At 73.2% G+C, this 22,687-nt stretch carries 18 protein-coding genes, 1 pseudogene and 1 riboswitch; of the genes and pseudogenes, 15 read left to right on the top strand and 4 right to left on the bottom strand.

The window, feature by feature from the left end; translation table 11 throughout:
• Nucleotides 1-151 precede the first annotated feature (151 nt).
• The gene (locus AB0L56_RS25920; RefSeq protein WP_365427056.1) at nucleotides 152-844 is read right to left on the bottom strand and encodes a class II aldolase/adducin family protein; all 693 of its coding nucleotides are present in this window, start codon (nucleotides 842-844) and stop codon (nucleotides 152-154) included.
• 164 nt (nucleotides 845-1,008) lie between these two features.
• On the opposite strand from AB0L56_RS25920, the gene AB0L56_RS25915 reads away from it, so the two are divergent.
• The 9 genes from AB0L56_RS25915 to cobI all read left to right on the top strand — a co-directional run bounded on the left by AB0L56_RS25915 (nucleotide 1,009) and on the right by cobI (nucleotide 13,851).
• The gene (locus AB0L56_RS25915) at nucleotides 1,009-2,262 is read left to right on the top strand and encodes an inorganic phosphate transporter (RefSeq protein ID WP_365427053.1); all 1,254 of its coding nucleotides are present in this window, start codon (nucleotides 1,009-1,011) and stop codon (nucleotides 2,260-2,262) included.
• Nucleotides 2,263-2,293: 31 nt separating this feature from the next.
• Nucleotides 2,294-2,515, top strand: a complete 222-nt coding sequence (locus tag AB0L56_RS25910; protein WP_361035183.1) for a hypothetical protein — start codon at nucleotides 2,294-2,296, stop codon at nucleotides 2,513-2,515.
• 150 nt (nucleotides 2,516-2,665) lie between these two features.
• Nucleotides 2,666-2,806: riboswitch (cobalamin riboswitch) on the top strand.
• Between the two features lie 119 nt (nucleotides 2,807-2,925).
• The gene (locus AB0L56_RS25905; protein ID WP_365427048.1) at nucleotides 2,926-3,867 is read left to right on the top strand and encodes a cobalamin biosynthesis protein; all 942 of its coding nucleotides are present in this window, start codon (nucleotides 2,926-2,928) and stop codon (nucleotides 3,865-3,867) included.
• Nucleotides 3,864-5,399: a cobyric acid synthase gene (locus tag AB0L56_RS25900; RefSeq protein ID WP_365427045.1), complete on the top strand. Its 1,536-nt coding sequence runs from the start codon at nucleotides 3,864-3,866 to the stop codon at nucleotides 5,397-5,399. Before AB0L56_RS25905 ends, AB0L56_RS25900 begins: the two co-directional genes overlap by 4 nt.
• Complete coding sequence (gene cobN / locus AB0L56_RS25895; RefSeq protein ID WP_365427042.1) at nucleotides 5,396-9,052, top strand: cobaltochelatase subunit CobN; 3,657 nt, start codon at nucleotides 5,396-5,398, stop codon at nucleotides 9,050-9,052. Before AB0L56_RS25900 ends, cobN begins: the two co-directional genes overlap by 4 nt.
• Entirely contained in the window at nucleotides 9,049-11,037 is a 1,989-nt protein-coding gene (locus tag AB0L56_RS25890; protein WP_365427039.1) for a putative cobaltochelatase, read from the top strand. Before cobN ends, AB0L56_RS25890 begins: the two co-directional genes overlap by 4 nt.
• Nucleotides 11,037-11,636, top strand: coding sequence for a cob(I)yrinic acid a,c-diamide adenosyltransferase (cobO, locus tag AB0L56_RS25885; RefSeq protein ID WP_365427036.1), 600 nt, complete (start codon nucleotides 11,037-11,039; stop codon nucleotides 11,634-11,636). Before AB0L56_RS25890 ends, cobO begins: the two co-directional genes overlap by 1 nt.
• Complete coding sequence (locus AB0L56_RS25880) at nucleotides 11,630-13,123, top strand: cobyrinate a,c-diamide synthase (RefSeq protein ID WP_365427033.1); 1,494 nt, start codon at nucleotides 11,630-11,632, stop codon at nucleotides 13,121-13,123. The genes cobO and AB0L56_RS25880 overlap by 7 nt, the downstream gene beginning before the upstream one ends.
• On the top strand, nucleotides 13,120-13,851 hold the full coding sequence (cobI, locus tag AB0L56_RS25875; protein WP_365427030.1) for a precorrin-2 C(20)-methyltransferase: 732 nt from the start codon (nucleotides 13,120-13,122) through the stop codon (nucleotides 13,849-13,851). Before AB0L56_RS25880 ends, cobI begins: the two co-directional genes overlap by 4 nt.
• Nucleotides 13,852-13,865: 14 nt before the next feature.
• Here cobI and AB0L56_RS25870 read toward each other — a convergent pair whose 3' ends face one another.
• Nucleotides 13,866-14,594 carry a permease gene (locus AB0L56_RS25870; RefSeq protein WP_365427027.1) on the bottom strand — a complete coding sequence of 243 codons (729 nt, stop codon included), beginning with the start codon at nucleotides 14,592-14,594 and terminating at the stop codon, nucleotides 13,866-13,868.
• Nucleotides 14,595-14,689: 95 nt separating this feature from the next.
• On the opposite strand from AB0L56_RS25870, the gene cobM reads away from it, so the two are divergent.
• Genes cobM through cobC form a run of 6 tightly spaced genes read left to right on the top strand, consistent with a single transcriptional unit; the run spans nucleotide 14,690 to nucleotide 20,947 of the window.
• The gene (gene cobM, locus AB0L56_RS25865) at nucleotides 14,690-15,508 is read left to right on the top strand and encodes a precorrin-4 C(11)-methyltransferase (RefSeq protein ID WP_365427024.1); all 819 of its coding nucleotides are present in this window, start codon (nucleotides 14,690-14,692) and stop codon (nucleotides 15,506-15,508) included.
• On the top strand, nucleotides 15,505-16,740 hold the full coding sequence (gene cbiE, locus AB0L56_RS25860; RefSeq protein ID WP_365427021.1) for a precorrin-6y C5,15-methyltransferase (decarboxylating) subunit CbiE: 1,236 nt from the start codon (nucleotides 15,505-15,507) through the stop codon (nucleotides 16,738-16,740). The genes cobM and cbiE overlap by 4 nt, the downstream gene beginning before the upstream one ends.
• Nucleotides 16,737-18,419: a precorrin-3B C(17)-methyltransferase gene (gene cobJ, locus AB0L56_RS25855; protein ID WP_365427018.1), complete on the top strand. Its 1,683-nt coding sequence runs from the start codon at nucleotides 16,737-16,739 to the stop codon at nucleotides 18,417-18,419. The genes cbiE and cobJ overlap by 4 nt, the downstream gene beginning before the upstream one ends.
• Nucleotides 18,416-19,003, top strand: coding sequence for a precorrin-8X methylmutase (locus AB0L56_RS25850; protein ID WP_361035147.1), 588 nt, complete (start codon nucleotides 18,416-18,418; stop codon nucleotides 19,001-19,003). The genes cobJ and AB0L56_RS25850 overlap by 4 nt, the downstream gene beginning before the upstream one ends.
• Nucleotides 19,000-19,890: a sirohydrochlorin chelatase gene (locus AB0L56_RS25845; protein ID WP_365427015.1), complete on the top strand. Its 891-nt coding sequence runs from the start codon at nucleotides 19,000-19,002 to the stop codon at nucleotides 19,888-19,890. The genes AB0L56_RS25850 and AB0L56_RS25845 overlap by 4 nt, the downstream gene beginning before the upstream one ends.
• Nucleotides 19,880-20,947: an Rv2231c family pyridoxal phosphate-dependent protein CobC gene (cobC, locus tag AB0L56_RS25840; RefSeq protein ID WP_365427012.1), complete on the top strand. Its 1,068-nt coding sequence runs from the start codon at nucleotides 19,880-19,882 to the stop codon at nucleotides 20,945-20,947. The genes AB0L56_RS25845 and cobC overlap by 11 nt, the downstream gene beginning before the upstream one ends.
• Before the next feature lie 233 nt (nucleotides 20,948-21,180).
• On the opposite strand, the gene AB0L56_RS25835 is transcribed toward cobC, so the two are convergent.
• Both AB0L56_RS25835 and AB0L56_RS25830 read right to left on the bottom strand, forming a co-directional pair.
• Nucleotides 21,181-22,272, bottom strand: coding sequence for an amidohydrolase family protein (locus AB0L56_RS25835; protein WP_365427009.1), 1,092 nt, complete (start codon nucleotides 22,270-22,272; stop codon nucleotides 21,181-21,183).
• 21 nt (nucleotides 22,273-22,293) lie between these two features.
• Nucleotides 22,294-22,611, bottom strand: a pseudogene (locus AB0L56_RS25830) (amino acid ABC transporter ATP-binding protein); the annotation flags it as partial.
• Nucleotides 22,612-22,687: the final 76 nt, after the last annotated feature.

Raw genomic sequence — 22,687 nt, 5'->3', positions numbered from 1 at the left:
CCGGCCAGTGGGCCGATGCGCGGGGTGGCGGGCGGGGCGGGTTTTCGCCCCCGCCGCCCCTTCCCGTCCCGTCCCCGGGGGCAAGCCCCCGGACCCCCGTCGGCCCTTCGGGCCTCGTCCTCAAACGCCGGACGGGCTGGGTGCCTCCGCCTCAGACGCCGGTGCTTCGTTGGCCGTAGCCGGTCAGGCGTTCGGCCGCCTCCGCCAGTTGCTCAGGGGTCAGGAGGTGTGGGGACAGGCCCGGGAGCGAGGACGCGGTCAGCCAGACGCGGCACATCCACTCCAGCTGGGCCGTGCGGTCGTAGGCCTGGGCGAGGGTCGTGCCGTAGGTGATCGCGCCGTGGTTCTGCAGCAGGCATCCGGTGCGGCCCTCGAGGGCGCGGAGCATGTTCTCGGCCAGCCGGCCGGTGCCGTACGTGGCGTAGCCGGCGACCCGGACGGGGCCGCCCAGGGCCGCTGCCATGTAATGGATCGGCGGAAGTTCGTCGACGAGGGTGGAGACGGCCGTGGCGTGCACGGCGTGCGTGTGCACGACGGCACGCGCGCCGGTGGTGCGGTACACCGCGAGATGCATGGGAAGCTCACTGGTCGGGACCAGCGAGCCGAGCACCTGCCGCCCGGCCAGGTCGACACCGGTCACGTCGTCCGGTGTCAGCCGGTCGTACGGCACCCCCGACGGGGTGACCAGGACCGTCTCGCCGATCCGCACCGACACATTGCCGGAGGTGCCGACGACAAGTCCGTCGGCGACGCTCCGGCGCGCGGTCTCCACGAGCTCCGCCCAGGCACGGGTCTCCTCCTCCTCGGCCGCACGCCTGCGGCTGTCCCCTCGCTGCTGAGTCATGACGCGATCCTGCCAGGCGGGGGCGCCGGAGGGGCGGGACCGCCCATCCGGCGGAGCGGGCGCCCCCTCTTACGGTCACCACGATGCCGATTCGAGTTCATCTTCCGTTCACTCTGGTTACCTACGTTCGATCAGCCAATGACCTCGAACGATTGCCTGGGTAAATGGAAAGCTTCTCGCTGATCCTCGCGATTGTGGTGGTAACCGCACTCGCGTTCGATTTCACGAACGGTTTCCACGACACCGCGAACGCGATGGCAACGACCATTTCGACCGGTGCACTCAAGCCCAAGGTCGCGGTGGCCATGTCCGCCGTGCTGAACCTTGTCGGCGCATTCCTCTCGGTGGAGGTCGCCAACACGATCTCCAAAGGCCTCGTCGACGAGGCCGGCATCCGTCCCGAGGTCATCTTCGCCGCGTTGGTCGGCGCGATCCTCTGGAATCTCCTGACCTGGCTGGTCGGCCTGCCGTCCAGCTCCTCGCACGCCCTCATGGGCGGCCTGATCGGCGCCACTGTCGCCTCCGCCGGCTTCGGCGCGGTGCACGGTGACGTCCTTGTCACCAAGGTCCTGATCCCCGCGATCGCCGCTCCGCTGGTGGCCGGTCTCGCCGCGATGTTGGCGACCCGGCTCACCTACCGCATGGGCAGGAAGGCCGACGGCAAGGCCTCCGAGAAGGGCTACCGCGCCGGGCAGATCGCCTCCGCCGGCCTGGTCTCCCTGGCCCACGGCACCAACGACGCCCAGAAGACGATGGGCATCATCACCCTGGCCCTGGTGGCCGGCGGCACCCTCGCTCCCGACTCCGACCCGCCGCTGTGGGTCATCCTCTCGGCGGGCATCGCCATCGCGCTCGGCACCTACCTCGGCGGCTGGCGCATCATCCGCACCATGGGCAAGGGCCTGACCGACCTCCAGCCGCAGCAGGGCTTCGCCGCCCAGACCAGCGCCGCGACGGTCATCCTGGCCTCCTCGCACCTCGGCTTCTCCCTCTCCACCACGCATTCCGTGTCCGGTTCCGTGATGGGCGCGGGCCTGGGCCGCAAGGGCGGTGTCGTCCGCTGGTCGACCGCCACCCGGATGTTCGTCGCCTGGGGTCTGACGCTGCCGGCGGCGGCCCTCGTCGCCGCGCTCGCCGAGTGGGTCTGTGGCTTCGGCGACTGGGGCACCGCCCTCGTGGCCGTCTTCCTGGTCGGTTCCAGCGCCGCGATCTGGAAGATCTCCCGGCGCGAGGTCATCGACCACACCAACGTCAACGACCACGACGTACCGGGCGAGGAGCCGTCCGGCGTGGTCACGCAGGCGATGGCCGCGGTCACCCCGCCCCCGGCGGGCACCGTGTCCGACGACCTCTCATCCACGATCCCGGCTCCGGCGTCCACCGACCCGGCGGCGCCATCGGCCACGACCACCGTCTGACCGCGACCCGGTACGAAGGAAGTAGAGCACCATGAAGATCGACTGGGCGGCCCTCGGTTCCGTCTTCGGCGTCAGCCTCGTGGTCACCGTGGCCCTGGTGGGCCTGTTCACCCTCGGCATCTCCGGTCTGTCCCGCCGCGAGCGGGCCGCCGCACAGGGCCAGTCCGCGGCCCTGGCGGTCACCGGTGCCTACGCCTGCTTCGCGGCGTGCGCGGCGGCGGTGGGGTACGGGATCTACCTGATCATGGCCTGACCGCTGAGCGCGTCCGTCCGGCGGGCGGTGCGGGAGCCGGGGCTCCCGCACCGCCCGCCGTCGCGTGCGCGCCCGGCCGCGGTTCACCCACGGGCGCCCCTCTGTGGGGCTCAGCACACTTCAGCCCCGCAGGTCAACGGCAAGTTGACGGCCCTTCGGGGGGCGTGGTGGACTGCCTCAGCCAATACGGCGGCAGGAGAGGAAGCCGGTGCGATTCCGGCGCGGTCCCGCCACTGTCACCGGGGTGCACACCCCGGGAGCCAGGAACTCTCACCGCCGGTCTCGTCGAACCAGGGCGTGGACACCCTGAGTGAGGACATATCGCCATGCGCGGCTGCCTGTTGAGGTCGACCAGCGACGTACCACCCCGCTTCGGGGCCGCTCCCTCCGGATCCGTCACCGGCTGAACCATGGGTGCCGACCGCGTGTTCGCGTACGGCGCCGCCGCCGGCCTCCTCGGCGACCTGCTGCTCGGCGATCCCCGCCGAGGGCATCCGGTCGCCGCTTTCGGGCGGGCCGCGGCTGCCGTGGAACGGGTGCTGTGGCGGGACGACCGGGGCCGGGGCGCCGTGCACACCACCGTGTGCGTCGGCGGGACCGTCGCCCTGGGCGCCCTCGCCGCCCGCTGCGTACGCTCCTCCCCCGCCGCCTCCACCGCCCTGACGGCCGCCGCCACCTGGGCCGTCGTCGGCGGCACGTCGCTGGCCCGTGAGGCCCGCGCCATCGGGCGGGCCCTTAAAGCCGGGGACGTCGAGGCGGCCCGGGCCCGGCTGCCCCACCTGTGCGGCAGGGATCCGCAGGCGCTGGACGCCGAGGGGATCGCCCGCGCGGTGGTGGAGTCCGTCGCGGAGAACACCTCCGACGCCGTGGTGGGCGCGCTGGTGTGGGGTGCCGTCGCCGGGGTGCCGGGGCTGCTCGGGTTCCGTGCGGTCAACACACTGGACGCGATGGTCGGCCACAAGTCCCTTCGCCACCGCCGCTACGGCTGGGCCTCCGCCCGCCTCGACGACGTCGCCGGGTGGCCGGGGGCGCGACTGACCGCCGTACTCGCCGCGCTCGCCGGGCCGGATCCGCGCGGGGCCGTACGGGCGTGGCGCGCGGACGCGGCGAAGCACCCGAGCCCCAACGCCGGACCCGTCGAGGCGTCCTTCGCGGGCGCGCTCGGCGTGCGGCTCGGCGGGACCCTGTCCTACGGCGGGCGGGTCGAGCACCGGCCCGTCCTGGGCGGCGGCGGGCGTGCCGTGGCCGTGTCCGACATCGACCGGGCGGTACGGCTCTCGCGGCGGGTCGGCTGGCTCGCGCTGGGGGCCAGTGTCCTCGCACGGAGCGTCATGAAGGGACGTGCATCGTGAGCGCTGGGGGGCTGCTGGTCGCCGGGACCACCTCGGACGCCGGCAAGAGCGTGGTGACCGCCGGGATCTGCCGGTGGCTGGTGCGACAGGGCGTCAAGGTCGCGCCGTTCAAGGCGCAGAACATGTCACTGAACTCGTTCGTGACGCGCGAGGGCGCGGAAATCGGACGGGCGCAGGCCATGCAGGCCCAGGCCTGCCGCGTCGAGCCGACCGCGCTGATGAACCCGGTGCTGCTCAAGCCGGGCGGCGAGCGGTCCAGCCAGGTGGTGCTGCTGGGCAAGCCGGTCGGCGAGATGAGCGCCCGCGGGTACCACGGCGGGCGGCAACAGCGGTTGCTGGGCACGGTGCTGGACTGTCTGGAGCAGTTGCGGAACACGTATGACGCGGTGATCTGCGAGGGGGCCGGCAGCCCGGCCGAGATCAATCTGCGGCGCACCGACATCGTGAACATGGGGATCGCCCGGGGCGCCGGGCTGCCGGTCCTGGTGGTCGGCGACATCGACCGGGGCGGCGTCTTCGCGTCGTTCTTCGGCACCGTCGCGCTGCTCTCCCCTGAGGACCAGGAGCTGGTCGCAGGCTTCTTGGTGAACAAGTTCCGGGGCGATGTGTCGCTCCTGGAACCCGGTCTGGACATGCTGCACGGCCTGACCGGACGGCGGACGTACGGTGTGCTGCCCTTCCGGCACGGGCTCGGCATCGACGAGGAGGACGGGCTCAGGGTGTCGCTGCGCGGCACCGTGCGCGAGTCGGTGGTGGCGGCGCCGGTCGGCGAGGACGTGCTGCGGGTCGCGGTGTGCGCGGTCCCGCTGATGTCCAACTTCACCGACGTGGACGCGCTGGCCGCCGAACCGGGTGTCGTGGTGCGCTTCGTGGACCGGCCCGAGGAACTGGCCGACGCCGACCTGGTGGTGGTGCCGGGGACGCGCGGCACCGTGCGGGCGCTTCAGTGGCTGCGGGAGCGGGGGCTGGCGGACGCGCTGGCACGGCGGGCGGCCGAGGGGCGGCCCGTGCTGGGGATCTGCGGGGGCTTCCAGGTGCTCGGGGAGCACATCGACGACGACGTGGAGAGCCGGCGGGGACGGGTCGACGGGCTCGGCGTGCTGCCGGTGCGGGTACGGTTCGCGCGCGAGAAGACGCTCACCCGGCCGGTCGGCCAAGCCCTCGGGGAGCGGGTCGAGGGGTACGAGATCCATCACGGGGTCGCCGAGGTCCTGGACGGGGAGGCGTTCATCTCCGATGACCATGGACACAGCCTGGACGGCTGCCGGGTCGGACAGACCTGGGGCACGCACTGGCACGGCTCGCTGGAGTCGGACGGTTTCCGGCGGGCCTTCCTGCGCGAGGTGGCGCGGGCCTCGGGACGCCGCTTCGTACCGGCCCCCGGCACCTCCTTCGCCGCGCTGCGCGAGGAGCAGCTCGACCGGCTCGGCGACCTGATCGAACAGCACGCGGACACGGACGCGCTGTGGCGGCTCATCGAGTCCGGCGCGCCACAAGGACTGCCTTTCCTTCCACCGGGAGCGCCCGCATGAGCACTGTGTTGTTGTTGTCGACCGCCGACACGGACCTGCTGGCGGCCAGGGCCGCGACCGGCGTCTCCTACCGGATCGGCAACCCGACCCGCGTGGACGTGGCGGAGGAGCTGCCCGCGCTGCTGGAGGGGGCGCACCTCGCCGTCGTACGGCTGCTGGGCGGCAAGCGGGCCTGGGAGGACGGGCTCGCCGCGCTGAAGGCGTCCGGCATCCCGGCCGTACTGCTCGGCGGGGAGACCGTGCCGGACGCGGAACTCATGGCCGAGTCGACCGTGCCGGCCGGCGTGGTCGCGGAGGCGCTGCGGTACCTCGTCGAGGGCGGCCCGGAGAACCTGACCGAGCTGGCCCGGTTCCTGTCGGACACCGTGCTGCTGACCGGCGAGGGGTTCGAAGAGCCGCGGGTGATGCCGGAGTTCGGGCTGCACGGGGAGCGGGCTCTGGTCGAGGGCCGTCCCACCGTCGGCGTGCTCTTCTACCGCGCGCACGAACTCAGCGGCAACACCGCGTTCGTGGACACGCTGTGCGACGCGATCGAGGCACGAGGCGCCAACGCCCTTCCCGTCTACTGCGGTTCGCTGCGCGGCGCCGACCCGGAGCTGTACGGGCTGCTGGCGCGGGCCGACGCCCTGGTCACCACCGTCCTCGCGGCGGGCGGCACGCACGCCTCGCAGGCGTCGGCGGGCGGAGACGAGGAGGCCTGGGACATCGGGGCGCTCGCCGACCTGAACGTGCCGGTGCTGCAAGGACTGTGCCTGACGTCGTCGCGCGCCGCGTGGGACGAGTCCGACGCGGCCCTGTCCCCCATGGACGCGGCGATGCAGGTCGCCATCCCGGAGTTCGACGGGCGGCTGATCACGGTCCCGTTCTCCTTCAAGGAGCAGGGCCCCGACGACGTCCCGGTGTACGTCGCCGACCCGGAGCGGGCCGCGCGGGTCGCCGGTATCGCCGTACGGCACGCGGCGCTCGGGCACAAGCCGAACGCCGAGAAGAAGCTGGCGCTCGTGTTCACCGCGTACCCGACGAAGCACTCGCGGGTCGGCAACGCGGTGGGGCTCGACACCCCGGCCTCGGCGGTGCGGGTGCTGGACGCGCTCCGGGATGCGGGCTACGCCCTGACCGACTACCCCGACAACGGCGACGAGTTGATCCACCGGCTGATCGAGGCCGGCGGGCACGACGTCGAGTGGCTGACCGAGGAGCAGCTGGCCGCCGCTCCCGCGCGGGTGCCGCCGGCGGACTACCGGGCGTGGTTCGACACGCTCGACGAGGGCCTGCGCGGCGCCATGCTGGAGGCGTGGGGCGAGCCGCCGGGCTCGCTGTACGTGGACGGCGACGACATCGTGCTCGCCTCCCTCCGGTTCGGCAATGTGGTCGTGATGATCCAGCCGCCGCGCGGCTTCGGCGAGAACCCGATCGCGATCTACCACGACCCCGAGATGCCGCCGTCGCACCACTACCTGGCGGCCTACCGCTGGCTGGAGAACAGCTTCGGCGCCGACGCCATCGTGCACATGGGCAAGCACGGCACGCTGGAGTGGCTGCCGGGCAAGGGGCTGGGCCTGGGCGCTGGATGCCCGCCGGATGCGGTGCTCGGCGACCTGCCACTGATCTACCCGTTCATCGTCAACGACCCCGGCGAGGGCACACAGGCCAAGCGGCGCGGGCACGCCACGGTCGTCGATCACCTGGTGCCGCCGATGGCACGGGCCGACACCTACGGCGACCTGGCCAAGTTGGAGCAGCTACTCGACGAGTATGCGCTGGTCTCCGACCTGGACCCGGCGAAGGCACCGGCGGTTCGGGCGCAGATCTGGACGCTGGTCAAGGCCGCCGAACTCCACCACGACCTGCATGTGGACGACCAGCCGGACGACGACGACTTCGACGAGTTCGTCATGCACATCGACGGCTATCTGTGCGAGATCAAGGACGTGCAGATCAGGGACGGTCTGCATATTCTCGGCGGCGGACCGGTAGGCGAATCGCGCGTGAACCTCGTCCTGGCGGTGCTGCGCGCCTCGCAGGTATGGGGCGGGCAGGCGAACGCGCTGCCGGGCTTGCGGGCCGCGCTGGCCGCGCACTTCGGGCTGGTGGAGAAGGAGCTGCTGGCCGAGCCGGGGGCGCCGGTGAAGGTGCCGGTGGAACTGACGGACTTGGTTGACGGCCCTGCGCGCACCGGCGCCGACGCGATCGACCTGCTGGAGCAGCTCTGCCGGCGGATCGCGGAGGGCATGGAGGAGCGGGAGTGGCGGGCCACCGAGGTGCCGGGGCTGGTCCGGGACGTGATCGGCGTTGAACTTCCGGACGCGGTGGCGGTGTTGGAGTTCGCCTGCACCGAGGTCGTACCGCGGCTGGCCCGTACGACGGACGAAATCGGGCACATCCTGCGGGCCCTGGACGGCGGTTACGTGCCGGCCGGACCGTCCGGTTCGCCGACGCGCGGTCTGGTCAACGTGCTGCCGACCGGCCGGAACTTCTACTCCGTCGACCCCAAGGCGATTCCATCGCGGCTGAGTTGGGAGGTCGGGCAGTCGCTGGCGGACTCGCTGGTGCAGCGGTACCTGAACGACACCGGCGAGTACCCGAAGTCCGTGGGCCTCACGGTCTGGGGCACGTCCGCGATGCGCACCCAGGGCGACGACATCGCCGAGATCCTGGCGCTGCTGGGGTGCCGTCCGGTGTGGGACGACGCCTCCCGCCGGGTGACCGGGTTCGAGGTCGTGCCCCCGGAGGAGCTGGGCCGGCCGCGCATCGACGTCACCGTCCGCATCTCCGGCTTCTTCCGGGACGCGTTCCCGCATGTCGTGGGGCTCATCGATGACGCGGTGCGGGCGGTGGCAGAGCTGGACGAACCGGCCGTATCCAACTACGTACGGGCGCATGTGGAGGAGGACACCGCCGAGCACGGCGACTGGCGGCGGGCCACGGCCCGCGTCTTCGGCTCGAAGCCGGGAGCCTATGGGGCGGGGCTGCTGCCGCTGATCGACGCGCGCAACTGGCGGTCGGACGCGGACCTCGCCGAGGTGTACGCGGTGTGGGGCGGCTACGCCTACGGGCGCGGGCTCGATGGACGGGCGGCGCGCGGCGACATGGAGACGGCGTTCCGGCGGATCGTGGTGGCGGCGAAAAATGTCGACACGCGTGAGCATGACATCGCTGATGCGGACGACTACTTCCAGTATCACGGCGGCATGGTCGCCATGGTGCGGCATCTGACGGGCGCGAGCCCGGAGGCGTACGTGGGCGACTCGGCGACTCCTGAGCAGGTGAAGACAAGGACTCTCGGCGAGGAGACCCACCGGGTCTTCCGGGCCCGCGTGGTCAACCCGCGCTGGATGAGCGCGATGAGGCGGCACGGTTACAAGGGTGCTTTCGAAATGGCCGCGACCGTGGACTACCTGTTCGGATACGACGCCACGGCCGGGGTCGTGGACGACTGGATGTACGAGCGGCTCGCGTCTGAGTACGTCTTCGACGCGGAGAACCGGGACTTCATGAAGCAGTCCAACCCATGGGCGCTGCGCGGCATCACCGAACGGCTGCTGGAGGCCGCCGACCGCGGGCTGTGGGCGGAGCCGGACGCGGACACCCTGGAGCGGCTGCGCGCCACCTATCTGGAACTCGAAGGCGATCTGGAGGGCGACGACCAGTGACCACTCCCTATCCGTTCACCGCCGTCGTCGGACAGGACGACCTTCGGTTGGCGCTGATGCTCAACGCGGTGAGCCCGTCAGTCGGCGGCGTTCTCATTCGAGGTGAGAAAGGCACTGCGAAGAGCACGGCCGTACGTGCGCTGTCCGGCTTGCTGCCGCCCGTGGCGGTCGTCTCGGGATGCCGCTTCTCCTGCGATCCAGGCGCGCCCGACCCTGCATGTCCGGACGGGCCTCATGAGCCCGAGGTGTCGGAAACGCGCCCCGCGCGGATCGTTGAGCTACCCGTCGGAGCGTCTGAGGACCGGCTGGTGGGGGCCCTCGACATCGAACGAGCCCTCTCCGAAGGGGTCAAGGCTTTCGAGCCGGGTCTGCTCGCCACGGCGAACCGGGGCATCCTCTACGTCGACGAGGTCAATTTGCTGCATGACCACTTGATCGACGTCCTGCTGGACGCCGCCGCGATGGGCGCTTCGTATGTCGAGCGTGAGGGTGTCTCCGTACGGCACGCGGCGCGGTTCCTGCTCGTCGGGACCATGAATCCCGAAGAAGGCGAATTGCGCCCCCAATTGTTGGACCGCTTTGGATTGACCGTCGAGGTGGCTGCCTCGCGCGAGCCCGACCAGCGGGTGGAGGTGGTGCGGCGACGGCTCGCGTACGACGACGACCCGGGCGCCTTCGCCGCCCGGTGGGCCGAGGAGGAGGCCGCCGTACGGGCGCGGATCGTGGCGGCGCGGGAGCTGTTGCCGTCGGTGCGGCTCGGGGACGGGGCGTTGCGGCAGATTGCGGCGACCTGTGCCGCGTTCGAGGTGGACGGCATGCGGGCCGACATCGTGATGGCGCGTACGGCGACCGCGCTGGCGGCCTGGGCCGGGCGGACGGATGTGCTGGCCGAGGACGTGCGGCAGGCCGCGTTGCTCGCTCTGCCGCATCGACGGCGGCGCAATCCGTTCGATGCGCCGGGCCTGGACGAGGACAAGCTCGATCAGACGCTGGAGGAGTTCTCCGGCGACGACGATCCCGACCCCGGTCCGGACGGCCCGGACGGGGGCGGCGGGCAGCCGCCCGCGGAGGGGCCGGAGGGCGGTGGTGACGCGGGGGCGCCGGCCGAGGCCGAGGAGTCCGGGGAGCCGCGGCCCGCCGGGGCCGGTTCCGGTGAGCGGTCACCCGTGGGGGCCGCCGAGCCGTTCCGCACGAAGGTGCTGAGCGTGCCCGGCATCGGTGAGGGTGCCGCCGGGCGGCGGTCGCGGGCGCGGACCGAGCACGGGCGGACGACGAGCGCGCGGAGGCCCACCGGTGCGCTGACCAAGTTGCATCTGGCCGCCACTGTCGAGGCTGCGGCGCCGCATCAGCGGATGCGGGGGCGCAGTGGGCCTGGGTTGGTGATCCGACGGGACGACCTCAGGCAAGCAGTGCGAGAGGGGCACGAAGCCAATCTCGTGCTGTTCGTCGTGGACGCCTCCGGGTCCATGGCCGCGCGGCAGCGGATGAGTGCCGTGAAGGGTGCCGTGGTGTCGCTGCTGCTCGACGCCTATCAGCGGCGGGACAAGGTGGGTCTGGTGACCTTCCGGGGGTCGTCGGCCGAGGTGGCGCTGCCACCCACGTCGTCGGTGGACGCCGCGGCGGCGCGGCTGGAGTCGCTGCCGACCGGCGGACGGACCCCGCTGGCGGCGGGGCTGCTCAGGGCGCACGACGTGCTGCGGGTGGAGCGGCTGCGGGATCCGGCACGCCGGGCGCTGGTCGTGGTGGTGACCGACGGGCGGGCGACGGGTGGGCCGGAGCCGGTCGCGCTGGCCTCGCGGGCGGCACGGTTGTTCGCCGCCGACGGGGTCGCCTCCGTGGTCGTGGACTGCGAGTCGGGGCCGGTGCGGCTGGGGCTCGCCGGGCGGCTGGCCGGTGAGCTGGGCGGCAGTGCCGTGACGCTGGACGAGCTGCGGGCGGACAGCATCGCCGGGCTGGTGAGGGACGTACAGAGGAGGGCCGCGTAATGCCGAAGGGACAGCCGAGTGTCGTACCGGACGACGGGCTGACGACGCGGCAGCGGCGCAACCGGCCACTGGTCGTCGTGCACACAGGCGTGGGGAAGGGCAAGTCCACCGCCGCCTTCGGGCTGGCGCTGCGGGGCTGGAACCAGGGGTGGCCGATCGGGGTGTTCCAGTTCGTCAAGTCGGCGAAGTGGAAGGTCGGCGAGGAGCGGGCGCTGCGGGTGCTCGGGGACTCCGGTGAGGGCGGGTCCGTCGACTGGCACAAGATGGGCGAGGGCTGGTCGTGGGTGCAGCGCGACGCGCAGATGGACAACGAGGAGAAGGCCCGGGAGGGCTGGGAGCAGGTCAAGCGGGACCTGGCGGCCGAGACGTACAGGCTGTACGTGCTGGATGAGTTCGCGTACCCCATGCACTGGGGGTGGGTGGACACCGATGAGGTGATCTCCGTGCTGCGGGACCGGCCGGGCACCCAGCACGTCGTGATCACCGGGCGGAACGCGCCGGAGAAGCTCGTGGAGTTCGCCGATCTCGTCACCGACATGTCCAAGGTCAAGCACCCCATGGACGTCGGGCAGAAGGGGCAAAGGGGCATCGAGTGGTGAGCTCGGTCCCACGGCTGGTGATCGCCGCGCCCTCGTCGGGCAGCGGCAAGACCACCATCGCTACGGGGCTGATGGCCGCGCTCACCGCGCGGGGGCTCGCCGTGTCTCCGCACAAGGTGGGGCCCGACTACATCGATCCCGGGTATCACTCGCTGGCCACCGGGCGGGTGGGGCGGAACCTCGACGCGTATCTGTGCGGCCCGGAGCTGATCGCTCCGCTGTTCGCGCACGGGGCGGACGGGTGCGACATCGCCGTGGTCGAGGGGGTGATGGGGCTGTACGACGGGGCGGCCGGCGAGGGCGAGTTGGCGTCCACCGCGCAGGTGGCGAAGCTGCTGCGGGCGCCGGTGGTGCTGGTCGTCGACGCGTCGTCGCAGTCCCGGTCCGTGACGGCGTTGGTGCACGGGTTCGTCAGCTGGGATCCGGAGGTTCGGGTCGGGGGCGTGATTTTGAACAAGGTTGCCTCGGATCGGCATGAGGGGTCGTTGCGCGAGGCGCTGGAGTCCGTGGGGGTTCCTGTGCTGGGGGTTCTGCGGCGGGCCGCTCAGGTGGAGATGCCGGCTCGGCATTTGGGGCTGGTGCCGGTGGCTGAGCGGGGTTCCTTGGCTGTCGAGGCGGTTGCGGCGATGGGGGCGCGGGTGGCCGCCGGGTGTGATGTGGAGGCCTTGGTCGCGTTGGCGCGTCGTGCGGGGCCGTTGGCGGGTGCGGGGTGGGACCCGGGTGAGGTCTTGGTTTCTTCGCCCCCGCCGCCCCTTCCCTCCCCCACTCTCGGCTTCGCTCGAGCGGGGGGACCCCCATCGTCCCCGGGGGCAAGCCCCCGGACCCCCTGTCGGCCCTTCGGGCCTCGTCCTCAAGCGCCGGACGGGCTGGGGAGTGCCGGACGGGCTGTCAGGGTTGCTGTGGCGGGTGGCAGCGCGTTCACGTTTTCCTATGCCGAGCACGGCGAGTTGCTGGCCGCTGCCGGGGCCGAGGTTGTCGTATTTGATCCCCTGCGGGACGAGGAGCTGCCCGAGGGCACGGGCGGGCTGGTCATCGGTGGGGGGTTTCCCGAGGTGTATGCCTCCGAGTTGTCCGCCAACGCGTCGCTGCGCAAGGCCGTTGCCGAGCTGGCCGTGAGCGGTGCTCCCGTCGCGGCCGAGTGTGCGGGGCTGCTGTATCTGTGCCGGGAGCTGGACGGGCTGCCCATGTGCGGGGTGCTGGACGCCTCCGCGCGGATGTCGGAGCGGCTGACCCTGGGATACCGGGACGCCGTGGCCGTGAGCGACAGTGCGCTGGCCGGCGCCGGTGCGCGGATGCGGGGGCACGAGTTCCACCGGACCGTCGTGGAGCCAGGGGCCGGAGCGGCTCCCACGTGGGGGATGCGGACGCCCGAGCGGCGTGTGGAGGGATTCGTACAGCGCGGTGTGCACGCGAGCTATCTGCACACGCACTGGGCGTCCGAGCCCGGTGTCGCCCGTCGGTTCGTGGAGAGGTGCCGGACGTCATGAGCGGCAGGCTGATCGGGGTCGGGGTGGGGCCCGGGGATCCGGAGCTGGTGACCGTCAAGGGGGTCAACGCGCTGCGGGACGCCGATGTCGTCGTCGTACCCGTGATGGACACCGGTGAACGCGGGCGGGCCGAGGCGACCGTGCTGCACTACGTGTCCGCCGAGAAGGTGGTCCGGGTGGTGTTCGCGCTAAACGAGCGGACCGACCGCGCGCGGCGCGAGGCGGCCTGGGACGCCGCCGGTGAGCGGGTCGCCGGGCTGCTGCGGGAGTACGGGGTCGTCGCCTTCGCGACCATCGGGGACCCCAACGTGTACTCGACGTTCACGTATCTCGCCCAGACCCTGGTGGAGGCGGTGCCGGACGTCGTCGTCGAGACCGTTCCGGGGATCACCGCCATGCAGGATCTCGCGGCGCGCTCCGGGGCCGTACTCACCGAGGGGACCGAGCCGCTCACGCTCGTGCCGGTCACCGCCGGGGCCGCCGTGCTGAAGGATGCCCTGGCCGGGCCCGGGACCGTCGTCGCGTACAAGTTCGGACGGCAGGCCGGTGAGGTCGCCGAGGCGCTGCGGGAGACGGGGCGGATCGGGGACGCGGTGTGGGGGTCGGCGCTGGGCCTGCCCGAGGAGTCGGTGCGGCCGGCCGCCGAGCTGGACGCGGCGCCGCTGCCGTATCTGTCGACGCTCATCGCGCCGCCCCGGCGTGACGGCGGCCGGGGCGGCAAACTGTGAGGCGGGGCGGATCGTCAGTGCGCGACGCCCACCACCAGCCAGATGAACAGCGCGCCCGCGACCGTGCACAGCAGGGTGGACCGGGCCGGGTGTACGTGGTGGGCCTCGGGCAGGATCTCGGCGGCCGCGAGGTAGAGCAGCGCGCCGCCGAACAGGCCGAGATAGCCGCCGAGCAGGGGCTCGGGGATGGTGAAGAACAGCGTCGACGCGGCTCCGACGACCGGTGCCGCCGCGTCCGCGAACAGCATCATCAGGGCGCGGCGGCGGGCGTTGCCGTAGACGTGGGTGAGCGTGTACGTGTTGAAGCCGTCCGCGAAGTCGTGCGCGATCACGGCCACCGCCACGGCGGCGCCCATGCCCCCGCCGACCTGGAAGGCGGCGCCGATGGCGACCCCGTCCATGGCGCTGTGGCCGACCATCGCGGCGGCGGCCGTGAGGCCCACCTCCGGCGTGCGGCCGTTCCTCTCTTCCGCCCCATGGGCGGCCTGACGGTGGGCCAGCAGGCGTTCCACCAGATGGGCGAGGAGGAAGCCCGTGACGAACAGCAGCAGGGCCGCCGGGACGCCGTGCACCTCGGTGCCCGCCGCTTCCAGGGACTCCGGGAGGAGTTCCAGGCCCACGACGCCCAGCATCAGCCCGCCGGCCAGGCCCAGCACCAGATGGCGGCGGTCGGTCACGCGGTGTGCCGACCAGCCGCCGGCCAGCGTCATCAGGAACGCGCCGAGCGCGACGAGGACCGCCATGTGCTCTTCGTATCCGATCCGCGGCCGGTCGCGCACGCGTGACAGCCGCTCACCACCCACCGACTTCGACCGCTCGCAGGAGAGGAACCGTTTCCATGGCCGACGCCCCCACCGGCAAGGTGACCTTCGTCGGGGCCGGGCCCGGCGCCGCCGATCTGCTGACGTTCCGGGCCGCCCGCGCCATCGCCGATGCCGACGTCGTCATCTGGGCGGCCAGCCTGGTGCAGGAGGAGGTCCTCCAGCATGCGCGTGAGGGCGCGGAGGTCCTCGACTCGGCGACGATGTCCCTGGAGGACGTCGTGACCGTCTACCGCAGGGCCCGCGCGGAAGGGCTGCGGGTCGCCCGCATCCATTCCGGCGACCCCGCCCTGTGGGGCGGGACGCAGGAGCAGATCGACCGGTGCGCGGAGCTCGGCATCGCCACCGAGGTCGTGCCCGGGGTGTCGTCCTTCTCGGCCGTCGCGGCGCTCGCGCGGCGCGAGCTGACCATTCCCGAGGTGGCGCAGTCGGTCGTGCTGACCCGGCTCGGCGGCGGCAAGACGCCGATGCCGCCCGGCGAGGAGGTCCGCGAGTTCGCGCGGCACGGCACCACCATGGCGGTGTTCCTGTCGGCCGCCCGCAGCGGGCAGCTGGTGCGGGAGCTGCTGGAGGGCGGCTATCCCACGAGCACGCCGGTCGTCGTCGCGTATCAGGCGACCTGGCCGGAGGAGCTGGTCGTGAAGTGCACGATCGGCACGCTGGAGGAGACGGTCAAGGAACACAAACTGTGGAAGCACACGCTGTTCCTGGTCGGCCCGGCGCTGGACGCGCACGGCACCCGCTCGCACCTGTACCACCCCGGTCACTTCCACGGTTTCCGCAAGGCCGATCCCCAGGCACGCCGGGAGTTGCGTTCGCGGGGTGCGGGCACGTGATCACCGTCGTCGGGATGGGGGCCGGGGCGCCGGCCGGCGCCGACGTGGCGGCCGGGGCGGAGTTGGTGGTCGGCGGGCGGCGGCATCTGGACGCCGTGCGGCTGCCCGAGGGGGCCGAGCGGGTGGTGCTGGGGCCGCTGGCTCCCGCGCTCGACACCGTGGAGAAGTACGTCGCCGAGGACCGGCCCGTCGTGGTGCTGGCGTCGGGGGACCCCGGGTTCTTCGGGATCGTGCGGGCGCTGGCCGAGCGGTTCGGGCCGGGGCGGCTGGACGTCCGGCCCGGAGTTCCGTCGGTGGCCGCCGCGTTCGCGCGGGTGGGACTGCCGTGGGAGGACGCCGTGGTGGTCAGCGCGCACGGCAGGGATCCGCGTACGGCGGTGCACCTGTGCCGGGCCCACCCGAAGGTGGCCGTGCTGACGGGGCCGGGGGCCGGCCCGGCGGAGCTGGGGGCGGCGCTGCGGAACCACGCGCGGGTGCTGGTCGTCGCCTCCGCGCTCGGCGGCGCGCGGGAACGGGTGGAGCGGGTGACTCCCGCCGAGGCCGCCGCCCGGGACTGGGGCACGGCGGTGAACGTGGTGCTGTGTCTGGACGAGGCCCGGGCGCTGGGGCCGGTGCGTACGGTCGCCGGGGCGCAGGACGGGCCCGCCGGATGGGCGCTGGCGGAGAGCGAGTTCGCATACCGCGACTCCATGATCACCAAGTTCGAGGTGCGGGCGCTGGCGCTGGCGCGGCTCGGGCCGCGCCCGGGTGAGCTGGTGTGGGACGTCGGTGCGGGGTCGGGGTCCGTCGCCGTGGAGTGCGCCCGGCTCGGGGCCGCCGTCACCGCCGTGGAGAAGACCCCGGACGGGGTGGAGCGCGTCCGTGCCAACGCCGTCGCGCACGGCGTCGACGTGCGGGTGGTGCACGGGAGGGCGCCGGAGGCGCTGGACGGGCTCGACGGCGATCCGGACGCGGTGTTCGTCGGCGGGGGCGGGCGGGAGCTGCCGGCCGTGGTCACGGCATGCGCGCTGCGGGCCCGGCGGACGGTGGTGGTCGCGCTGGCCGCCCTGGACCGGGTGCCGGCCGTGCGGGAGGCGCTGACCGGCGCCGGGTTGGACTGCGACGGGGTGCTGTTGCAGTCGTCGCGGCTGTCGCCGCTGCCGGGTGACGTGACCCGGCTCGCGGCGACGAATCCCGTTTTCCTGCTGTGGGGCGTCCGGTCTCACGGCCGTACCGAAGGAGTCGACCAGTGATCGGCCTCATCTCCGCCACCGCGGCGGGAGCGGCAGCGCGGGACCGGCTGGCCGCCGCGTGGCCGGACCGTACGCGGGTGTACGAGGGCCCCGTGCCGGACGCCGTACGGGCCGCGTTCGCCGAGTGCGAGCGGCTGGTGTGCTTCCTGGCCACGGGCGCCGTGGTGCGGCTGGTGGCACCGCTGCTGGCCGGCAAGGCGAGCGACCCGGGCGTGGTCTGTGTCGACGAGGGTGGACGGTTCGCGGTGTCGCTGCTGGGCGGGCACGGCGGCGGGGCGAACGAGCTCGCCCGAGCGGTCGGCGAGGTGCTGGGCGCGGAGCCGGTGGTGACGACGGCGACCGACGCGGCCGGTATGCCGGGTCTGGACACCCTCGGTCTGCCGGTGGAGGGGAACGTCGCCGCCGTGTCGCGGGCCCTGCTGGACGGGGAGGCGGTGGCGCTGCGCTCCGAGGTGACCTGGCCGCTGCCGCCGCTGCCGGTCGCGGACGAGGGGACGTACACGATCCGGGTGACGGACCGGCTGGTCGAGCCGGGCGGGCGGGAGGCCGTGCTGCGGCCGCCCACCCTCGTCGTCGGCGTCGGCGCCTCGAAGGGTGTCCCCGTGGAGGAGGTGCTCGGCCTGGTCGAGGAGGCGCTGCGCGAGGCCGGGCTGTCGGCGGCGTCGCTCGCCGAGCTGGCCACCGTGGACGCCAAGGCCGGCGAGGAGGGCCTCGTGGAGGCGGCCCGGCGGCTCGGGGTGCCCCTGGTGACGTACGGCGCCGAGGAGTTGGCCGGGGTCGAGGTGCCCAACCCGTCCGACGCCCCGCTGGCGGCCGTCGGCACCCCGTCGGTCGCGGAGGCCGCCGCGCTGGTGCGCGGGGGCGAACTCCTCGTACCCAAGCGGAAGTCGGCGGCCCGTCCCGCGATGGCGACCTGTGCGGTGGTACGGCGGCCGGGGCGGGGGCGGCTCGCGGTCGTGGGGCTGGGGCCGGGTGCCCGGGATCTGCTCACCCCGCGGGCCGAGGCGGAACTGCGCCGCGCCTCCGTCCTGGTGGGCCTCGACCAGTATGTCGACCAGATCCGCGATCTGCTGCGGCCCGGCACGCGGGTGCTGGAGTCGGGGCTCGGCGCGGAGGAGGAGCGGGCCCGCACGGCCGTCGCGGAGGCCCGGCGCGGGCAGGCGGTCGCGCTGGTCGGCAGCGGGGACGCGGGCGTGTACGCCATGGCGTCACCGGCGCTCGCGGAGGCGTCGGACGACATCGACGTGGTGGGGGTGCCCGGGGTGACGGCGGCGCTGGCGGCCGGGGCGGTCCTGGGGGCGCCGCTGGGCCACGACCATGTGTCGATCAGCCTGTCCGACCTGCACACGCCGTGGAAGGTCATCGAGCGGCGGGTGCGGGCGGCGGCCGAGGCGGACCTCGTGGTGACGTTCTACAACCCGCGCAGCCGGGGCCGGGACTGGCAGTTGCCGAAGGCCCTCGGCATCCTCGCCGGGCACCGGGCGCCGGCCACGCCGGTCGGGGTCGTGCGCAACGCGTCCCGCGCGGACGAGTCGAGCGTACTGACCACACTGGCCGCGCTCGATCCGGCGACGGTCGACATGATGACGGTCGTGACCGTGGGCAACACGGCGACCCGGGAGATCGCGGGACGCATGGTCACCCCGCGTGGCTACCGCTGGCAGGAGGAGACCCGGTGAACCGCGTGGTGCACCCCATCGAGCAGGAGTCCTTCCGGCGGCTGCGCGCCCGGCTGGACACCTCCCGCTTCCCGCCGCTGACCCGGGCGGTGGTGGAACGGGTCATCCACTCCGCCGCCGACCTGGAGTACGCCTCCGACCTTGTGCTGGACGAGGGCGAGCTGGTCGGGGCCCATGCCGCGCTGCACGCGGGGGCGCCGGTCGTGGTGGACGTGGAGATGGTCGCGGCCGGGATCACCCGCCGGGAGACCGTGTGCCGGCTCAGGGACGCCGTCGCCGGTCCCGGGCTGACGCGTTCGGCGCACGCCGTGCGGCTGGCATACGAGGAGGTCGGTCCGGGCGCCCTGTGGGTGATCGGCTGTGCGCCGACCGCCCTGGAGGAGCTGCTGACCCTGGACGCCTCCCCCGCCCTCGTCGTCGGTCTGCCCGTCGGCTTCGTCGGCGCCGCCGAGTCCAAGGCCGCGCTGCGGGAGAGCGGACTGCCCGCCGTGAGCAACGTGTCCGAGAAGGGCGGGTCCGCGGTCGCCGCGGCCGCGCTCAACGCCTTGCTGTATCACCCGATCCCGACCGAGGAGACCCTGTGACCACCCCGCCCGCCCTGCTCATCGCCGGACACGGCACCCGGGACGACGCCGGAGCGGAGGCGTTCCGCGACTTCGTGCGGGAGCTGGGGCGCCGCCTTCCCGGACTGCCCGTCGCCGGAGGCTTCATCGAGCTCTCCCCGCCGCCGCTGGGCGAGGCCGTCGGCGAGCTGGTCGAGCGGGGGGTACGGCGGTTCGCCGCCGTACCGCTGATGCTGGTGTCCGCCGGGCACGCCAAGGGGGACATCCCGGCGGCGCTGGCCCGGGAGAAGGAACGCCACCCGGGGATCTCGTACACATACGGCCGTCCGCTCGGCCCCCATCCCGCGCTGCTGAGCGTGCTGGAGCGGCGGCTGGCGGAGGCGGTCGACCCGTCCTGGGTTCCCGCCGAGGTGACCGTGCTGCTGGTGGGGCGCGGGTCCACGGACCCGGACGCCAACGCCGAGGTGTTCAAGGCGGCGCGGCTGCTGTGGGAGGGGCGCGGCTACGCGGGCGTGGAGACAGCGTTCGTGTCGCTGGCCGCGCCGGACGTGCCGGGCGGGCTGGACCGCTGCGCACGGCTGGGGGCGCGCCGGGTCGTGGTCCTGCCGTACTTCCTGTTCACGGGGATTCTGCCGGACCGGGTGCGGCGGCAGACCGAGGAGTGGGCGGCGGCGCATCCGGAGACGTGGGTGCGGTCGGCGGACGTGATCGGTCCGGAGCCGGAGCTGCTGGATCTGGTGAGGGAGCGGTACGAGGAGGCCGTGAAGGGTGATCTCCGGATGAACTGCGACTCGTGCGTGTACCGGGTCGCGCTGCCGGGCTTCGAGGAGAAGGTGGGGCTGCCGCAGCAGCCGCATTTCCATCCCGACGACGACGGGCACCATCACGCACACTCCCATGCGCACTGAGCCTCGGGGTGCCGTCGGGCACGATCTGCGGCACCACGGGGACGCGGAGGTGCGCGACGACGGGTCCGCGCTGGTCGACCTGGCTGTGAACGTCCGCGCGGACACGCCGCCGGCGTGGCTGCGGGAGCACATCGCCGCGTCGCTGACCTCGCTGGCCGCGTATCCGGACGGCCGGGCCGCGCGGGCGGCGGTGGCGGCGCGGCACGGGCTGCCGGTGGAACGGGTGCTACTGACGGCGGGGGCGGCGGAGGCGTTCGTGCTGGTGGCGCGGGCGCTGAAGGTGCGCCGGCCGGTGGTGGTGCATCCGCAGTTCACCGAACCGGAGGCGGCGTTGCGGGACGCCGGGCACACGGTTGACCGGGTGCTGCTGCGGGAGGCGGACGGTTTCCGGTTGGACCCGGCGGTGGTGCCGGAGGACGCGGACCTGGTGGTGATCGGTAATCCGACGAACCCGACGTCGGTGCTGCACCCGGCCACGGATGTGGCCCGGCTGGCCCGGCCCGGGCGGACGCTGGTGGTGGACGAGGCGTTCATGGACGCGGTGCCGGAGGAGCGGGAGGCGCTGGCCGGGCGTACGGACGTCCCCGGTCTTGTCGTCCTGCGGAGCCTGACCAAGACGTGGGGGCTGGCGGGGTTGCGGATCGGCTATGTCCTGGGCGGCCCGGAGACCGTCGCGGAACTGGAGCGTGCCCAGCCGTTGTGGCCGGTGTCCACGCCGGCGCTGGCGGCGGCGGAGGCGTGCGTGGGGGCGCGGGGGCTGGCGGAGGCGGCGGACGCGGCGGGGCGTGTCGCGGCGGACCGGGCGTATCTGGTGGCGGGGCTGCGGGAGTTCGGCGCGCGGGGGCTTTGGGTGGCGGAGCCCGCCGAGGGGCCGTTCGTGCTGGTCCGGCTGCCCGGCGGGGCGGTGGTGCGGGAACGGTTGCGTGCTGCCGGCTACGCGGTGCGGCGCGGGGACACGTTTCCGGGGCTGGGCGAGGACTGGCTGCGCCTGGCAGTACGGGACCGTCGCACGACGGACGCTTTCCTGGCCGCGCTGGACCGGGTACTGGCCGCTTGATTTCGCCCCCGCCGCCCCTTCCCGTTCCCGACCCCGGGGGCGCTGCCCCCGGACCCCCGCTCCTCAAACGCCGGAGGGGCTGAACTTTTCAGCGGAGGGGCTGAATTTTTCAGCCCGTCCGGCGTTTGAGGACGAGGCCCGAAGGGCCGAAAGGGGGTCTGGGGCGCAGCCCCAGGTCGGGACGGGAAGGGGCGGCGGGGGCGAGGACAGCCTTAGTGCGATCACAGGCGCTTCTAGGCGATGACGCGGCCGTTCAGGACCACCCGGCGTGGAGCCGTCAGTACGCGGACGTCCGCGCGCGGGTCCGCGTCGTAGACCACCAGGTCCGCCGGGGCGCTCTCCTCCAGACCGGGGCGGCCGAGCCACTTCCGGGCCGCCCACGTGCCTGCGGCCAAAGCCTCGACCGGAGGGATGCCGGCCTTGGCCAGCTCCGCGACCTCCTCGCCCGCCAGACCGTGCGGAAGCGACCCCCCGGCGTCCGTGCCGACAAAGACGGGGATGCCGGCGTCGTAGGCGGACCGCACGGTGTCGTAGCGGCGTTCATGAAGCCGGCGCATATGGGCCGACCAGCGCGGGAACTTCGACTCGCCCCCGTCCGCGAGCGCGGGGAAGGTGGCGATATTGACGAGGGTGGGCACGATCGCCACGCCCCGTTCCGCGAACAGCGGGATCGTGTCGTCCGTCAGCCCCGTCGCATGCTCGACGCAGTCGATCCCGGCCTCGACCAGATCCCGCAGGGAGTCCTCGGCGAAGCAGTGCGCGGTGACACGGGCACCCAGCCGGTGCGCCTCGCCGATCGCCGCCTCGACAGCGCCGCGCGGCCAGCACGCGGACAGGTCGCCCAGGTCACGGTCGATCCAGTCGCCGACCAGCTTCACCCAGCCGTCGCCGCGCCGGGCCTCCTGGGCGACGTACGCGACGAGGTCGTCGGGCTCGACCTCCCAGGCGTAGTTCCGGATGTAGCGGCGCGTGCGGGCGATGTGCCGGCCGGCCCGGATGATCTTCGGCAGGTCGTCGCGGTCATCGATCCACCGGGTGTCGGAGGGCGAGCCCGCGTCGCGCAGCAGCAGGGCGCCGGCGTCGCGGTCGGTGAGTGCCTGCTTCTCGGCGACGTCCTCGGGGACCGCGCCGTGCCGGTCGAGGCCCACGTGGCAGTGGGCGTCGACCAGCCCGGGAAGCACCCAGCCGTCGACGGTGCGTATGTCGCGGGCGCCGGCCGGACGGTCGTAGGAGATCCGCCCGCCGACGACCCACAACTCGTCGCGGACCTCGTCCGGGCCGACGAGGATCCGCCCCTTCACGTGCAGCACCGCGCGTTCAGTCATACCCGGCACCCTAGTAAGGCCCTACTCCGGCTTGCCCACCTGGTCCGAGGTCTCCTCCTCCACGTCCGCCATGACGGGGTCCAGGAGACGGGAGAGGAAGTGGCGGGTGCGTTCGTGCCGCGGGTCGTCGATGACCCGGCCCGGGGTGCCGTCCTCGACGATCACTCCGCCGTCCATGAAGACGACCCGGTCGGCGACCTCGCGGGCGAAGGTCATCTCGTGGGTGACGACCATCATCGTCATGCCCTCGTCGGCGAGCATCCGCATCACCGCGAGGACGTCGCCGACCAGCTCGGGGTCGAGCGCCGAGGTCGGCTCGTCGAAGAGCATCACCTCGGGGATCCCCAAACCAAACCGATGGCAGCGGGGCGGTACGGCCTGAGAACCCTCCGTTCCGCTTCCCCGCGGGTGACGG

The sequence above is a fragment of the Streptomyces sp. NPDC052079 genome (assembly GCF_040680275.1).
GTDB lineage: Bacteria > Actinomycetota > Actinomycetes > Streptomycetales > Streptomycetaceae > Streptomyces.
Note: the sequence above shows the minus strand (reverse complement) of the source record. Positions and strands in the feature narration are given on the sequence as shown.

Coding starts and splice junctions, on each gene's coding strand:
- AB0L56_RS25920 (WP_365427056.1), bottom strand. CDS start 844: ATGACTCAGCAGCGAGGGGACAGCCGCAGGCGTGCGGCCGAGGAGGAG.
- AB0L56_RS25915 (WP_365427053.1), top strand. CDS start 1,009: ATGGAAAGCTTCTCGCTGATCCTCGCGATTGTGGTGGTAACCGCACTC.
- AB0L56_RS25910 (WP_361035183.1), top strand. CDS start 2,294: ATGAAGATCGACTGGGCGGCCCTCGGTTCCGTCTTCGGCGTCAGCCTC.
- AB0L56_RS25905 (WP_365427048.1), top strand. CDS start 2,926: ATGGGTGCCGACCGCGTGTTCGCGTACGGCGCCGCCGCCGGCCTCCTC.
- cobN (WP_365427042.1), top strand. CDS start 5,396: ATGAGCACTGTGTTGTTGTTGTCGACCGCCGACACGGACCTGCTGGCG.
- cobO (WP_365427036.1), top strand. CDS start 11,037: ATGCCGAAGGGACAGCCGAGTGTCGTACCGGACGACGGGCTGACGACG.
- cobI (WP_365427030.1), top strand. CDS start 13,120: ATGAGCGGCAGGCTGATCGGGGTCGGGGTGGGGCCCGGGGATCCGGAG.
- AB0L56_RS25870 (WP_365427027.1), bottom strand. CDS start 14,594: ATGGCGGTCCTCGTCGCGCTCGGCGCGTTCCTGATGACGCTGGCCGGC.
- cobM (WP_365427024.1), top strand. CDS start 14,690: ATGGCCGACGCCCCCACCGGCAAGGTGACCTTCGTCGGGGCCGGGCCC.
- cobC (WP_365427012.1), top strand. CDS start 19,880: ATGCGCACTGAGCCTCGGGGTGCCGTCGGGCACGATCTGCGGCACCAC.
- AB0L56_RS25835 (WP_365427009.1), bottom strand. CDS start 22,272: ATGACTGAACGCGCGGTGCTGCACGTGAAGGGGCGGATCCTCGTCGGC.